General features: G+C 37.0%; 13 protein-coding genes. All 13 read right to left on the bottom strand.

Annotated elements, in window-relative coordinates; genetic code table 11:
• Positions 1–20 precede the first annotated feature (20 nt).
• Positions 21–2,792 carry a sigma 54-interacting transcriptional regulator gene (locus IGI80_RS15895; RefSeq protein WP_438724168.1) on the bottom strand — a complete coding sequence of 924 codons (2,772 nt, stop codon included), beginning with the start codon at positions 2,790–2,792 and terminating at the stop codon, positions 21–23.
• 143 nt (positions 2,793–2,935) lie between these two features.
• Positions 2,936–3,151, bottom strand: a complete 216-nt coding sequence (locus tag IGI80_RS15890) for a hypothetical protein (RefSeq protein ID WP_002357102.1) — start codon at positions 3,149–3,151, stop codon at positions 2,936–2,938.
• Positions 3,152–3,362: 211 nt separating this feature from the next.
• Positions 3,363–4,724 (bottom strand): deoxyguanosinetriphosphate triphosphohydrolase, encoded by a 1,362-nt coding sequence (locus tag IGI80_RS15885; protein ID WP_002357101.1) that lies wholly within the window; start codon positions 4,722–4,724, stop codon positions 3,363–3,365.
• Between the two features lie 16 nt (positions 4,725–4,740).
• The gene (locus IGI80_RS15880) at positions 4,741–5,565 is read right to left on the bottom strand and encodes a toll/interleukin-1 receptor domain-containing protein (RefSeq protein WP_002360036.1); all 825 of its coding nucleotides are present in this window, start codon (positions 5,563–5,565) and stop codon (positions 4,741–4,743) included.
• A 353-nt stretch (positions 5,566–5,918) separates the two neighbouring features.
• Positions 5,919–7,217, bottom strand: coding sequence for a phosphopyruvate hydratase (eno, locus tag IGI80_RS15875; protein ID WP_002357098.1), 1,299 nt, complete (start codon positions 7,215–7,217; stop codon positions 5,919–5,921).
• 131 nt (positions 7,218–7,348) lie between these two features.
• The gene (tpiA, locus tag IGI80_RS15870; protein WP_002360035.1) at positions 7,349–8,104 is read right to left on the bottom strand and encodes a triose-phosphate isomerase; all 756 of its coding nucleotides are present in this window, start codon (positions 8,102–8,104) and stop codon (positions 7,349–7,351) included.
• 48 nt (positions 8,105–8,152) lie between these two features.
• Positions 8,153–9,346: a phosphoglycerate kinase gene (locus tag IGI80_RS15865; RefSeq protein ID WP_002357094.1), complete on the bottom strand. Its 1,194-nt coding sequence runs from the start codon at positions 9,344–9,346 to the stop codon at positions 8,153–8,155.
• Between the two features lie 126 nt (positions 9,347–9,472).
• Entirely contained in the window at positions 9,473–10,474 is a 1,002-nt protein-coding gene (gap, locus tag IGI80_RS15860; RefSeq protein ID WP_002357093.1) for a type I glyceraldehyde-3-phosphate dehydrogenase, read from the bottom strand.
• Between the two features lie 39 nt (positions 10,475–10,513).
• On the bottom strand, positions 10,514–11,551 hold the full coding sequence (locus tag IGI80_RS15855) for a sugar-binding transcriptional regulator (RefSeq protein ID WP_002357092.1): 1,038 nt from the start codon (positions 11,549–11,551) through the stop codon (positions 10,514–10,516).
• Between the two features lie 420 nt (positions 11,552–11,971).
• A complete protein-coding gene (locus IGI80_RS15850; RefSeq protein WP_002357090.1) occupies positions 11,972–12,850 on the bottom strand; it encodes a YitT family protein in 879 nt (292 codons plus the stop codon).
• Positions 12,851–12,992: 142 nt separating this feature from the next.
• Complete coding sequence (locus IGI80_RS15845) at positions 12,993–13,562, bottom strand: TIGR01440 family protein (RefSeq protein ID WP_438724167.1); 570 nt, start codon at positions 13,560–13,562, stop codon at positions 12,993–12,995.
• Entirely contained in the window at positions 13,559–14,065 is a 507-nt protein-coding gene (locus tag IGI80_RS15840) for an ECF transporter S component (protein ID WP_002357086.1), read from the bottom strand. The genes IGI80_RS15845 and IGI80_RS15840 overlap by 4 nt, the downstream gene beginning before the upstream one ends.
• Complete coding sequence (locus IGI80_RS15835) at positions 14,049–14,885, bottom strand: bifunctional hydroxymethylpyrimidine kinase/phosphomethylpyrimidine kinase (protein ID WP_002383128.1); 837 nt, start codon at positions 14,883–14,885, stop codon at positions 14,049–14,051. The genes IGI80_RS15840 and IGI80_RS15835 overlap by 17 nt, the downstream gene beginning before the upstream one ends.
• Between the last annotated feature and the right edge of the window lie 11 nt (positions 14,886–14,896).

Genomic DNA, 14,896 nt, shown 5'->3' with positions numbered 1-14,896 from the left:
GGCACTCTCTCCTTTTTATTTTAAAAATCGCTTTCTGCGTTGTTAAACTCCGTTTTTCCAAACAACACATCATAAACATAAAAAAGCTCCGATTCAGGTATATTGACACTATAAACTTTTTCAATGACACTAAACGCCTCTTTCAACTCTTGCAAGACCGTTCTTTGACACTGCTTTAGTTGTTCGGCGCCATTATAATTTTCAATAGGTTCATTCCGGATTAATCGTTCAATTAAACAACTGACATGGACATATACCGCCAATTTACGATCATTTTGAATCGTTTGTTGCCACCGCTCTTCTAATTGAATTAAAAAGACTTCTACTTGTCGAATAATTTTTTCTGTATCTAAAATCGTCACTGATTGAATGACCCGATCTAATGAAAAGTTACGAATCAACTCATGATTTACATAGGACAGCATATCTTTAGTTAATTCTCTCTTTGTCCATTCTAAAAGGGTCGTAATTCCTTTTCCTGCAATCAACTCTTCTAAAGAGATATACGGGAGGTCATTTGAAGACGGGTTGTTTGTACCGATGATGCCGACAATCTCATATTCTGGGAAACTTTCTTTGATCGATTCTGCATTACGTAATTGATTATATTCACAAGGAATAATCTTTAATTGTGCTTCTGCAGGTAAACTTTTTTCAAGTAAATCTCTAATTTTAACGGCTGTACCAATTCCGGTACTACACGTTGTTAAAATGACACGTTCCGTTTTATTTTCAGGTAATATGATTTCCCATTCATTTGGATGAACCGTTAACGCTTTTTGGGGCAATTCTTCAAAAGAAACTTCGTCTTTAATGGCTTCTCCTATAGACAGAGCCAAGCTTGTTGTCACATTATTCATTAATAAAAAAGGACCTTCTTCTTCTGCCGGAAAATACTGATAAATTTCTTTCAATGAACCCATATCAAAAAGAATTACTAAACCATTCCTCGTTTCTTGACGTTCCATATAGTGAATTAAGTGTTCGGAAATTTTTTTGGGAGTAACATCTAACGGCATGTCAAACGATTGAAAAATTGGCACATTTAACAGCCGATTTGCAACATTCGCAATACTACTTGCTGTGGCATATCCGTGGGCAACAATCACCGCTTTCGGATAGTGACTTTCCTTTACTGAACCCGAAGAGTGAAGATAAATGGTGACAATAATTCGATCCATCTGGGATAGCTCAATATCTAATGAACGTTTCACTAAAGTTAACAGTTGTTCAGCGTAGCCATAACTAGTTGCTAATTTAGTTTGAACTTCTGTTAAAAGTTCGTCAATGACTGTTGTAGGTTCTTTTTCTGGAAACCAATCAATACATCTTCGTTGAAACAGATAGGTGCTTAATGCATAGACTAAACTGCCATTAAACCGAATTTGATAAGACGATTCAATCGTTTCCAATAATTGACGGATATTTTGCGTAATAAACAATAGCATTTCGTGATTTTTCTCTCGCTTCTTTTCAAATAATAAATCATCGAATAAGCGTTCAATTTCTTTCGAGATGTCGTTATTGGCAGTGGAAAGATGATGATGGTGAGAGACATAAAGACGAAGGATTCGTTCATAACTCTGGATAATTCTTCTTTGCGCAAGCTCTGTTTCCTCTAACAAACTAACCAGATTTGTTTGCCCATCTAAACGAATAGGCAATTCATTTTCATCAGGAGCTAGTCTGATCGATTGATCCAGAAATTCTTTCGGTAGATCGTGCAAAGTGATTGGAATAACATGTTTGTCAAGATTGACGGCAAAGCTGCGTGCAGTAATAATTTTTATATTATTTCTTAATTCACCTACATTGCCTACATAATGGTGGTTTTCTAAAAGTTGGATAACTTGTGGCGTGATAGTAACTGCTTTTTGAATAGCTTGCTGTTCCTCATAAAATGCTCGCATAATTAATTGTTTTCTTTCCGCTTGAGTGCGTTCAGCAAGACTTGGGATTTTAATTTGAATAGGAATTCGTCTTAAAAATGTCGTTAAAAAGGTGCTAGAAATTTCTTCAGTTGTGGCAAAGCACAACCGACACGTAACAGGAATGGGCCGATTGGTTTCACCCATCCGATAAATGATACCCTGATCTAAAAATGTAAACAATTTTTCCTGCCCTTCAGGACTCAAACGATGAACTTCATCTAAAAATAAAACGCCCCCTTCTGCACTTTGAAAGACCCCAATTTTATCGGAATCTGCTCCCGTAAAAGCGCCTTTAAGATGCCCAAATAATTGACTAGTTAAAAGCTCTGGATTGTTGGCATATTGCGCACAATTAACTGTCACAAAAGGTGCTGAATCGTCAAGTAGTTCTTTTGAAAGACAAAACTGATAATATAAGGATGCTAAAAAACTTTTACCCGTACCACTTTCACCTGTAATTAAGACAGGCAATCCACCGCCAGGATAAAGCGCTGCCATTTTTAATTGTTCGATGGTCTGGGCTAAACTACCTCGATAACCAATGACCGACTGAAAAAAATCACTTTTGCGATCAAAAACAGGCTGTTCATCGATCATTTCTTGGAAACTTTGATAAACAGTTCTTTTTAAAAGATAGTTTTGTTGTTGAAACGCTTCTTTATGAAAAAAGTAAACTGGTCGTGTATTGATCTTAACTAGAATCCCTTCTTCGTTTAACTGATTTAAATAGTGACTAGCTGTATTTCGTTTGATAGAAAATGTCGTTGCAATATTGCTTGCTGTGAAAATTTCACTGACTAAAGATGGTTCAAAAAAAGCTGTTTGATTGCGTAAATAATCAACAATTTGCATTTTTAACATAAAATCACCTCTCATTTATCATAACGTACCTAAAAAAAACGTCAATATTCAAAATTTCTTTTGTTATTTTTCTTTATATAAGGAGCCCATTTTTTATGTTATTTAATCACAGGAACCTGATTCTATCATTGCAGAATAGGCTTTCATTCAGTATACTGTAAATAGAGGAACAAGAAACGAATTGGATAATTAGGCACTGAAAGAACGCACCACCGTTCTGAATGTTTCGAAACACACAACAGGTTATCGAAATGGCCATTGGAGAAAAATTCCTTTTTCTCCGAGGTTAGCGATTGTGACATGTTGCAATCGTTTTTTGTCCTTAAAATGTTGAGAAAAAGAAAAAAGGCACTTTGCATGTCAGCACCACCTGACAAACAAAGCCCTTCATAGACAGCACAACCTATCTATTCCAGTTGCCTTTTTTGCTAGTTACACTAGCTAATTTTAGTGTACCCGATTTTCAGTGAAATTACTAGCATCTTTAAAATTTTTACTGAAACGATCAGCCTGTGCAATGAACTAGTTTTCTTCAGCGGCGGCAACCGCTGAGAAGCTTTTTCTCAAATTTTAAGTGAATAATGTATCATAAACTTTTTTGGCATATCCATCCGTCATATTACATACAAAGTCCACCGCCATTTTCAAACGATAATAGTCTTTTTCTGCTTCTGTAGCGTTCTTTGCTTCTCTTCTATACAACGCTTTCGCGCTTTCCGAAATATTATTAAAGATTCGCTCCTCATACTTATTCATGGAAACTTTTTCATATTTCAGTACGACTGGAACAAATTCATCTAGTAAACGATTGATGATATTGAAGCCCAATACCTCTTGATCCAAAATTGTTTTTGTTTGAAAAACATAGACTCTAGAAAAGTTTTTTAATGCCTGAAAGCATTTCACTTCATCACAATCTTCAATGATAATTTCATTATGATAGATACCTCTCATAATTAAGTCATAATGATTAGCAAAATTTTTCGCTACGCTTTGACAAACAGCTCTTTGTGTCTTTCTCAAAAATTCTTGTAAGGTAGCTTCTTCTGTTTTATCTTTTTCTAACATTAAAAATTTTTTTGTTCCTGTTTGCGCATCAACAAACTGCTTTAAATCTTGATAGCTGTATAAACCATAATTATAGGCATCTTCGATATCTGAAAAAGTATAGGCGATATCATCTGAAGCTTCTAACAAAAAGACTAATGGGTGTCGCTTATTTTGTGTTCCTGTCGCAAATTTAATGGCGTTAAACACTTGTTTTTCCGAGTAAAAATAGCCAACTTTTTTAGACAAAAGCTGTTGCTTATTTAATTGATCTGAAGATGCCGTATATTTGATAACTGTATCTAATGTCGTGGCTGTTAGTTTCATTCCTGCTTTAGAAGTCCCATTATCATGATGCAGTTTTGTTAAAAGTCGGATGGTTTGAGCGTTTCCTTCAAAGTTAAGAAAATCATTTTGTTGTTGCTCCGAAAAATCAGACCAACAAGCATACAAAGGACCATTTTTTTCAAACCAAATACGAATGGCTTCTTCCCCAAAATGTCCAAAAGGGGGATTGCCGATATCATGGATTAATGCAGCTGTTTCTAACAACCGATAGCATTCTGATAATTCCATAACCTCAATGTTTCGTTCGTTCAACTGTGAAATAACTAATCTAAGTATATCCCTGCTATGCATTGCCACTTCTAAGCTATGTGTTAAACGTGTTCTTACAAAATCATTACGTTCTAAAGGAAAAACTTGTGTTTTATCTTGTAAGCGTCTAAATGCATCACTTTTAATTACTCTACGATAGTCACTATCAAAAGATTTACGAAGTTCTGTGGCTAAATCAACTTGCTTATTTAACCAGTCATTTTGATATTGTTTGCCATTATCAGAAATGCGATATGTACCAACCAACTGACGCCAATTCATTTTCATTTATTACCTCCTCCAATTACTCTACCTTCTCTAAATAAGAGACGTAAATATTTTTACATTTACCAATATCACTGAATTCCCGATTGTTATACGCCTTATCCTTTTTCAATTTAAACCGCACTTTTTCGCCTTCTTGAAAAGTTCCCCACGTAAGAAAAAAGAATAGCCAATGGCTTTCATCCTCTGATAGCGTGTCTAACCCTAAGCTTTTAGGCTCAATTAAGCTAGGTAATTTGAAACAGTCATACACCCCTTTTGCTGTGCCATACACAGGACGATGAGTGCTAAGAGTCGTTTCAAAATATCCCTTTTCATCAGGTTTTAAATAACTTGCTTGCCGAATCAGTTGTGTCAGTTTATTTTGGAATGGCTGAATATTTTTCTCAACGTTTAGTTCAAAATCTGGCTCAGCTTGTACATCTGTGTCATGAGATAACTTTTTTAATAAGCAGTTTATTTCATTAGTACTTGTCTTATCATTAAACGCAATCGCCAAACGCTCACTACTAATAACACCTTTCATATCTTTCATAGAAAAATTATTTAACGCAATTGGATAGTGTTTATCTGATAGCATCCAAGAAGCACCCATTTCGTTTAAACATGGAATACTCTGATAATAATGATCAGATAAAAAATACAGCATGACAGGTTGATTGGTTAGCTCCCTTTTAATCGTGTCAAAAATTAATTCTCCTGGCTGTACACCTGTTTCAATAGTGGAACTATAAAAAATATCCTGTGTTCGAAACCCAAACTTTTTCAATAATTGGATAAACGCATCCACATATTCTTGATCCTTTGAACTATGACTAATAAAAATCTTTTTCCCGTTGCTCACTACTCAACATCCTCCAAGTTAAATTTGTGTTTTCATTTTTTTGTGAAATTCTATACTATTTCTTTAAGCGTACAGCGTTATCTGAAACCAGTCAATACTAAAATTATAAAATAACAATTATTTTGTTTTATTAATTTTTTATATAATGTTGTTTTGTTAATGTTTTGTTATTTTTAAACAAGTGATTATAGAGCGATGTACGGTTGAAGTTATTTCTAATCTATTTTTTTCAATATTTTTATAAATATAAAAAAACACGCCTTTCTTTGCAGAAAGGCGTGTTTTTACGTCCGAGTATAAGGAGAATTGGTTCATTAACCAATTGTCCCTTTAAGCGTTATTCATTTAATGAATTATTTGTTTTTTAAGTTGTAGAAAGATTTTAAGCCTTTGTATTCAGCTACATCGCCTAATTGATCTTCAATACGTAATAATTGGTTGTATTTAGCAATACGGTCAGTACGGCTTAATGAACCAGTTTTGATTTGGCCAGCGTTTGTTGCAACAGCGATATCAGAGATTGTTGAATCTTCTGTTTCACCAGAACGGTGAGATACAACTGCAGTGTAGCCAGCTTCTTTAGCCATTTCGATTGCTTCAAATGTTTCAGTTAAAGTACCGATTTGGTTAACTTTGATTAGGATTGAGTTAGCGATACCTTTTTCGATACCTTCAGCTAATTTAGTTGTGTTTGTTACGAATAAATCGTCACCAACTAATTGAACTTTGTCGCCTAATACTTCAGTTAATTTTTTGAATCCGTCCCAGTCGTTTTCGTCTAAGCCGTCTTCGATTGAAATGATTGGGTATTTAGAAACTAATTCTTCGTAGAACGCGATCATTTCTTCAGTTGTTTTTTCGCCTTCGCCTGAGTCAGCTAAAACGTAAACGCCTTTTTCTTTGTCGTAGAATTCTGAAGAAGCAGCATCCATAGCAAGAACAACGTCTTTACCAGGAACATAGCCAGCTTTTTCGATAGCTTCGATGATTACTTCGAAACCTTCTTCGTTTGAACCTAAGTTAGGAGCGAAACCACCTTCGTCACCTACTGAAGTAGCTAAGCCACGACCTTTTAAGATTGAAGCTAATGCGTGGAATACTTCTGCACCCATACGTAAAGCTTCTTTGAATGTAGGCGCACCTACAGGCATGATCATGAATTCTTGGAAGTCAATACTGTTGTCAGCATGTGATCCACCGTTGATGATGTTCATCATTGGAGTTGGTAATACTTTTGTATTGAATCCGCCTAAGTAGTGATATAAAGGCACTTCTAGGTAATCAGCAGCAGCACGAGCTACGGCGATAGACACACCAAGAATAGCGTTAGCACCTAATTTACCTTTGTTAGGAGTTCCATCTAAATCGATCATTGCTTTATCGATAGCCATTTGATCGCGTACATCGTAACCGATGATTGCTTCAGCAATGATGTTGTTTACGTTATCTACAGCTTTAGTAACACCTTTACCTAAGTAACGAGCTTTGTCGCCATCACGTAATTCAACTGCTTCGTATTCACCAGTTGAAGCTCCTGAAGGAACCATTCCACGGCCGAAAGCTCCGCTTTCAGTGTAAACTTCTACTTCGATTGTTGGGTTACCGCGTGAGTCTAAGACTTCGCGTGCGTAAATATCAGTAATAATTGACATGTTTTGTCTCTCCTTTGAGTTTGTATTTATACTAAGGGGATTCCCTCATGTATGATTGTAGTTAATTCTCGCAAACTATGCAAACATTTTTTTGCAAAAGTCATTGAGAAAACGTTACCGTTAGTGATTTCTTATTTTACAGCATCTAATAAAGCTAGGAATGAATCTGCTTCTAAGCTTGCGCCGCCGACTAAAGCACCGTCAACGTTTTCTTTTGCCATATATTCAGCGATGTTTTCTGGTTTAACAGAACCACCGTATTGAATACGAACAGCTTCAGAAACTTCTTTGCCGTATAATTTTTCAACTGTTGAACGAACAACACCACAGATTTCATCTGCAATATTAGCATCTGCAGATTTACCAGTTCCGATTGCCCAGATTGGTTCGTAAGCGATAACCATTGAAGCAACTTGTTCGTTTGATAAACCAACTAAGCCGTTAGTGATTTGACCTTCGATCCATTCCGCTGTTTTACCAGCTTCATACGTTTCTAAAGTTTCACCACAACAGAAGATTGGTGTCATACCATTTGCAAAGATTGCTTTGGCTTTTTTATTGATATCTTCATCTGTTTCGTGGAAATATTCGCGACGTTCAGAGTGTCCGATAATCACATAGTCTACACCTAAATCTGCAATTGCAGCTGGTGAGTTTTCACCAGTGAAGGCACCAGCGTTTTCCCAGTAGCAGTTTTGTGCAGCTAATTTCACTTCAGAATCTTTTAGGTTCCAAGCTAAAGGAGCTAAGAATAATGCTGGAGATCCAATCACAGCGTCAACAACGTCGTTTGATGGAACAGCATTTTTTACTGCTTCTGCAAAGCTTTGTGCTTCGCTTAAAGTTTTGTTCATTTTCCAGTTACCAGCGATAATTGGTTTGCGCATGAAAAGCACATCCTTTTCTTTTTTTAAAAATATTGTCTTTTAAACTGATTATTTATCGTTAATAGAAGCTAAACCTGGTAAAGTTTTGCCTTCTAATAATTCTAAACTTGCTCCGCCACCTGTTGAGATGTGAGAGAATTTGTTTTCGTAGCCTAATTGAATTGCTGCAGCAGCAGAGTCCCCGCCACCGATGATTGTTGTTGCGTCTTCTAAATTAGCAATCGCTTCACAAACACCAATTGTTCCTTTGGCAAAGTTACTCATTTCAAATACGCCCATTGGTCCATTCCAAACAACTGTTTTCGCACCTTGTAATTCGTTAGCAAATAATTCAATTGTTTTTTCACCAATATCCAAGCCTTCTTCATCATCTGGGATTTCAGTTGAAGGAACCGTGTGGAAAGGAGCGTCATTGCTGAACTCTTTAGAGACAACTGTATCAACCGGTAAAACTAATTTGTCGCCAGCTTTTTCCATTAAGCTTTTCGCTAAGTCCACTTTATCTTCTTCAAGTAAAGATAAACCAACACTATAGCCTTGTGCTTTCATGAATGTGTAAGCCATACCGCCACCGATTAAAATTTTATCGGCTTTTTCAATTAGGTTTTCAATGACAGCGATTTTGTCAGAAACTTTAGCGCCACCCAAGATTGCTACGAATGGACGTTTTGGATTTTCAACAGCTTCGCCGATGAATTTAATTTCTTTTTCCATTAAGAAACCAGCAACTGTTGGGATACCAGTTGAAGCAATTCCAACGTTTGAGGCATGTGCACGGTGTGCAGTACCAAAAGCATCATTGACAAATACATCGCCTAAAGAAGCCCAGTATTTACCCAATTCAGCGTCATTGCCGCTTTCTTTTTTGCCGTCAACATCTTCAAAACGAGTGTTTTCAAATACTAAAACGTCGCCGTCTTTCATATTGTTAACAGCGTCTTCTAATTCTTTACCACGTGTTTCTGGAACAAAAGTAACTGGTTGACCTAGTAATTCGCTTAAACGTTCAGCCACTGGTTTTAATGATTTGCCAGCTTTGTCTTCTTCTGTTTTTACACGACCTAAATGAGAGAAAAGAATTGCTTTTCCGCCATTTTCAATCACGTATTTGATTGTTGGTAAAGCCGCTACGATACGATTATCGTTTGTGATCACGCCATCTTTTAACGGAACGTTAAAGTCAACACGGACAAGGACTTTTTTGTCTTTTAAATCTACATCTTTAATTGTCTTTTTAGCCATGAGTAGACCTCCTGTATTGTCAATTTTAGGATTTTTCTTTTTTAAAAAAAGAAAGCGGAGAAGCGCGTTGCTTCCCCGCTTATTATTTCACAATTGTTCAAATTTCACTAATGATAAGAATGAATCTTATAAGTTAGCGAAGTATTCTAAAGTACGAACTAATTGAGCAGTGTATGACATTTCGTTGTCATACCAAGCAACAGTTTTAACTAATTGTTTGTCGCCAACTGTCATAACTTTTGTTTGAGTTGCATCGAATAATGAACCGTAAGTCATACCTACGATATCAGAAGAAACGATTTCGTCTGTGTTATAACCATAAGATTCGTTAGCAGCTTTTTCCATTACTGCATTCACTTCATCAACAGTAACTTCTTTGTCTAATACAGTAACTAATTCAGTTAATGAACCAGTTGCTACAGGAACACGTTGAGCAGCGCCATCTAATTTACCGTTCAATTCTGGGATTACTAAGCCGATTGCTTTAGCAGCACCAGTTGAGTTAGGTACGATGTTTGCAGCAGCAGCGCGCGCACGACGGAAGTCGCCTTTAGGATGTGGTCCGTCTAATGTCATTTGGTCACCTGTGTAAGCGTGGATAGTTGTCATTAAACCTTCAACAACACCAAAGTTGTCATGTAAAGCTTTAGCCATTGGAGCTAAGCAGTTTGTAGTACAAGAAGCGCCTGAAATTACAGTTTCTTCTCCAGTTAATGTTTCATGGTTTGTGTTGTAAACGATTGTTGGTACATCGTTACCACCAGGAGCTGAAATAACTACACGTTTTGCACCAGCAGTTAAATGTTTTTCAGCAGCTTCTTTAGAAGTAAAGAAACCAGTACATTCTAAAACGATGTCTACGCCTAATTCGCCCCATGGTAATTCTTCAGGGTTACGGTTAGCTAAAACTTTGATTTCTTTGCCGTTAACGTTGAATGAACCTTCGTGAACTTCAACTGTACCGTTGAAACGGCCTTGAGTTGTGTCATATTTTAACAAGTGTGCTAACATTTTAGCATCTGTTAAGTCGTTGATTGCAACTACTTCGATTCCTTCTACATCTTGGATACGACGGAAAGCTAAGCGTCCGATACGTCCAAATCCATTAATACCTACTTTAACTGTCATTAAAGATTTCCTCCTTATGAAAATCAAAAATTTTTTATTTTAAAGGGTTACCCCTTTTAAAATCTCGTTTGCGGCAGCTTCATCTGTGATGAGCCACGTTTGTTTTGGTGCATTTTTCATATATGCGCGAATGGCTTTGGCTTTCGTTTTGCCGCCCGCAATTGCGACGACATAGGGAATTTCTTGTAAGTTTTTTAATTGAAGGCCAATTCGTGGAATTTTATAGACCACTTTTCCTTCTTCATCAAAGAAATAACCAAACGATTCTGCCACGGCATTTTTTTGTTTGAGCATAACCATTTCGTCATCAGACATTTTTCGGCGTGCCGCCATGTGCAACGCTCGACCAATACTGTGCACCACACAGTTGGCATGACTAATTAACGTAAGAACTTCTTGAATCGAGGGTTCTTGTAATAAACTATTATACGTTTCACGACTCAATTGTTCTGGGACATATAACGCCCGGTAGTTACCACCCGTTTTGTTGGCCATTACAGCACTAATTGAATTGGCTTGGACAGAAACTGCTTCACCAATCCCTCCTCTGGCTGGAACAAACAAATTATGACGTTTTTCAGTTTCTAGTGATCCCATATTTTCGGCCACCATGGCCATTGTTGTCCCACCCATAACCGCAATTGTATTCTCACCATTTGGTAAGAGTAAATTCAGCGTATTGGTTAAGACATCTCCAAAGTCCGAAAGAACTTTCTTTTGGATATCACTATCTCCTGCAACAACGATACAACGTTGAATGCCAAAGTACTGTGTCATTTCTTTTTCGATTTGGTGCATGCCAAGCAATTGATTCATGACTAATTCTAAGCCTTGATAGACTTCCAAACCGCGTTCTGTTAATGTCATTCCGCTTTTTGAAGGTTCAATCAGGTTGAGCTGCTTCAAAACATCTGTTTCTGTACGCAAGACTCGCTCTGTAATTCCCATCGTTTCTGATAAACTTCTACGTCCAATAGGTTGCATCCAATAAATATTGCGAAGAATTTGGAATCTTTCTTGTAATACATCGAGCATATCTGGAGCAACTGCTTCAATCATTTTAAATTCTTTTAACATGATGCGCTCCTTTTGTGGGTCGAAATATGTCCAAGTAAGACTGAAAACGACCTATGAACTTTAAAAAAATAGAATTGATGTTCGTTTTTCCTACTATTTATTCATAACAGTATTAAAAGTACTTATCAATTACACACTTAGTGTACCAGTTTTTTTAGGTCTTTTCAATAAAAATGATTCTTTTTTCATCGTTTTCTTTCAAATCCAAACAAAGCATTCGTTTGTGGGAAACAATAGCGACTTATTTCCGAATAATCAGATCTAATTAAACCAAAAGCAAAGGAATTCACGAACGTCTTTCAATTAACTTCTTGTTTAAATGGGAATTTCAGGTCCTCACACAAAGCATTTTTTTACTTATTTTTCAAAAAAAGCAACGAAAGAATAGACACAGCCATTCTCTCGTTGCTTCATATCCTTTTATTTGTAATCTTCTTCGTAAAAACGTCCTAAAATTTTAACATTATCTGAGATGCTGACAAAGGCATTCGGATCACTTTCTTTCATGGCTGCTTCTAAACTTGGCAACTCAAAGCGTGTCACAATAGTTAGCAAAACAGTTTGGCGGTCGTGGCGATATGCCCCTTCCGCTTCATGAATAATTGTAATACCGCGGCGCATTTTCTTTTGAATCTCATCCACGACTCGATCTGGGTTTTTGGTGACAATCATAACTTGCATTTTCTTTTGCTTAGTATAAACGGCATCTGTGACCTTCCCACTTACAAAAATTGATAACGCACTGTAGAACATGTACTGCCAGCCAAATAAATAACCTGCAACGAAGACAATTAGTGCGTTAAAATAAATTGAAATCGAGCCAACGGAACGCCCCGTTTTTTTCCGAATGGTAATGCTTAGAATATCTAAGCCCCCAGAAGAAACCCCGTTTTTTAAGACAAAACCAATTCCTGATCCAGAAATCGCCCCACCAAAAATAGCACAGATAATTGGATCTTGGGTCATCACCGTTTGCGGAACAATATGCATAAATAATGAAGTTAAAGTCACGGTAATGAAAGTAAAAATTGTAAACTTCTTACCTATTTTCTTCCACGCAATAAAGAATAACGGCACATTTAAAAGATACAATGTAATGGAGACAGGCACATTAAAACCCACAATTTTTGTTGAGAGGGTTGTTAAAATTTGTGCCAAGCCTGTTAAGCCACTGGAATAAATATTTCCTGGTTGATAGAAAAAGTTCATGGCAATTGATGCAAGAATAGCATAGACAATCGACACAGAAAATTTTGTTGTATAGTCATGAACTGGCAGTCCGTCATAAATTTTTTTCATAAATAATAGCCTCGTTTCAGGTTTTCAATAAATTACATTTCTTTTCATATTATACGTGGTTTACCGAGAGAAAAAAAGAGATTCCTATAATAATTACGGAAGATTCATCAAATGTTTATAGAAATGAAAAAAGAACGAAATCTTAACGATTTCGTTCTTGGGTTGTTTCATAATGGGCTCTTGGTCCACCAATATATTTAGGACGAGAATATAATGCTGTAACATGAGCCGCACCTAACGTTCGAATGCTCAAGCGAAGAGGAACTTGCACATGTTTTACATGCATACCGATAGATGTATCGCCAATGTCAATCCCTGCTTGAGCAACAATATGCTCCACTTCCACAGGTTCATCAAATTTTTCAAAGGCAGCCACTGAACAAGAACCGCCAGCATGTAATTGTGGTACTACCGAGACAATTTCAAATCCTTTTTCTTCAGCCACACGACGTTCCATCGCTAAAGCACGATTAATATGTTCGCATCCCTGGACAGCCAAAGAGATGCCTTTTTTATCTAATTGTTCAATTAAGGTTGAGACAATCCATTGTCCTACTTCGGCACTGGAATTTTTACCAATGACGCCACCTACTACCTCGCTGGTGGTACAACCTAAAACAAATAGGTCCTCTTTTTGTAAATTTCCTGCTGTAATGACTTCTTCTGTAATTGTCACTAACTGTTCTTTTAACATTTTTTCATCGATAGTCATTTGTTCATCCTTCTTTCTTCTAAACGACCATTTTTTGGTAACACACGTTTTAATGTTTGACTAAGAGGCAATGCTACAATCACCCCAAATAAGGATTGAATGATATTCCCTGGTAAAGAGGCAATCCCCGCACCCACGCCGTAAAGCCAGCTAGTCGCTAAAGCATACCCGCTAATCATGAGGAGACTGGCTAAAAGTAATCCTAGCGTTTGCATCTTTTTATTTTTATTAAAGAAGTGACCTGCTAACCAACCTTGTCCGCCATGAATCAATAACGAAAAAACGAACCATTGTGGATAGCCTGACAATAAATCAATTAAGCCACCGCTTAAAGCTCCGACTGTCAAGCCACCAATCGGACCAAAAAGTAAACTAGCAATGTAAATCCCTGCATCCGCCAATGTAACAAAGCCATTTGTTGCTGGGACGGGGATAATAAAGACCATTGACACAGCCACTGTTAAAGCGGTAATTACTGCATATAGACTAATTTTTCTTGTCATTATCCGCCACACCTCCTGCTAGTAATCCTTCATGCCACACACTTCCAAAAGCTGCATTTAGCTGGACCCCAGAAACAATGGCTTCATGAACGTATGTTTTTGCTAAATCAACTGCTTCAATTAACGGATATCCTTTAACTAAATTCGCACCAATTGCAGAGGCAAAGGAACAACCAGCGCCATCAATGGTGTGGGCCATTACTTTTTCTTTGACCAATTGAATATGTTGTTGTCCATCATAAAAAAAGTCACGTGCTTCTTGGCCAAGCCAACGATTACCACCTTTAATCACCACCGTTGCCGCTCCTAAAGAGTTTAACTCTTCCGCCGCTTGTTGGACTTCTTCGACGGTTGTTAATTTTCTACCAATGAGTAATTCTGCTTCTTTTAAATTAGGCGTTATAATCGTTGCGAATGGAAAAAGTTTTTCAATCAATAACTGCATGTATCTTTTTTCATAAACTGAAGTCGTTTCTTTAAAAGCCAAGACAGGATCCAACACCACCGGCAGACCTGCGTGCTTTTTCAAAAAGGTTACAATTTGTAACATACTTTCTTCACTGTGAATCAAGCCAATCTTGATGCCGTCTAAACTCCCGGCAGGTATGGAAGCGAGTTGCTCTTTCACCAAAGAAGTCTCCAGGTCATGAATCTGAAAATGATTCTTGGGGGCTGTAGCAAGGCAAGTTAAAGTTGATAAGCCAAAGACTTGATGATTTTCAAACGTTTTTAAATCTGTTTGAATCCCGCCACCTGAAAAAGGATCGGAACCGCCAATTGTTAAAATTATTTTTGTCATTTGTTTCGCTCCTTTATACACTCAGTTATCAT

This window comes from Enterococcus sp. DIV1420a, assembly GCF_051712165.1.
In the GTDB taxonomy this organism is placed as follows: domain Bacteria; phylum Bacillota; class Bacilli; order Lactobacillales; family Enterococcaceae; genus Enterococcus; species Enterococcus faecalis.
The sequence above is the reverse complement of the archived record's forward strand: the minus strand, read 5'-3'. Positions and strand labels throughout refer to the sequence as shown.

Excerpts from the sequence above, each read along its gene's own strand:
- IGI80_RS15895 (WP_438724168.1), bottom strand. The coding sequence starts at position 2,792 with ATGTTAAAAATGCAAATTGTTGATTATTTACGCAATCAAACAGCTTTT.
- IGI80_RS15890 (WP_002357102.1), bottom strand. The coding sequence starts at position 3,151 with ATGCAAAGTGCCTTTTTTCTTTTTCTCAACATTTTAAGGACAAAAAAC.
- IGI80_RS15885 (WP_002357101.1), bottom strand. The coding sequence starts at position 4,724 with ATGAAAATGAATTGGCGTCAGTTGGTTGGTACATATCGCATTTCTGAT.
- eno (WP_002357098.1), bottom strand. The coding sequence starts at position 7,217 with ATGTCAATTATTACTGATATTTACGCACGCGAAGTCTTAGACTCACGC.
- tpiA (WP_002360035.1), bottom strand. The coding sequence starts at position 8,104 with ATGCGCAAACCAATTATCGCTGGTAACTGGAAAATGAACAAAACTTTA.
- IGI80_RS15865 (WP_002357094.1), bottom strand. The coding sequence starts at position 9,346 with ATGGCTAAAAAGACAATTAAAGATGTAGATTTAAAAGACAAAAAAGTC.
- gap (WP_002357093.1), bottom strand. The coding sequence starts at position 10,474 with ATGACAGTTAAAGTAGGTATTAATGGATTTGGACGTATCGGACGCTTA.
- IGI80_RS15855 (WP_002357092.1), bottom strand. The coding sequence starts at position 11,551 with ATGTTAAAAGAATTTAAAATGATTGAAGCAGTTGCTCCAGATATGCTC.
- IGI80_RS15850 (WP_002357090.1), bottom strand. The coding sequence starts at position 12,850 with ATGAAAAAAATTTATGACGGACTGCCAGTTCATGACTATACAACAAAA.
- IGI80_RS15845 (WP_438724167.1), bottom strand. The coding sequence starts at position 13,562 with ATGACTATCGATGAAAAAATGTTAAAAGAACAGTTAGTGACAATTACA.
- IGI80_RS15840 (WP_002357086.1), bottom strand. The coding sequence starts at position 14,065 with ATGACAAGAAAAATTAGTCTATATGCAGTAATTACCGCTTTAACAGTG.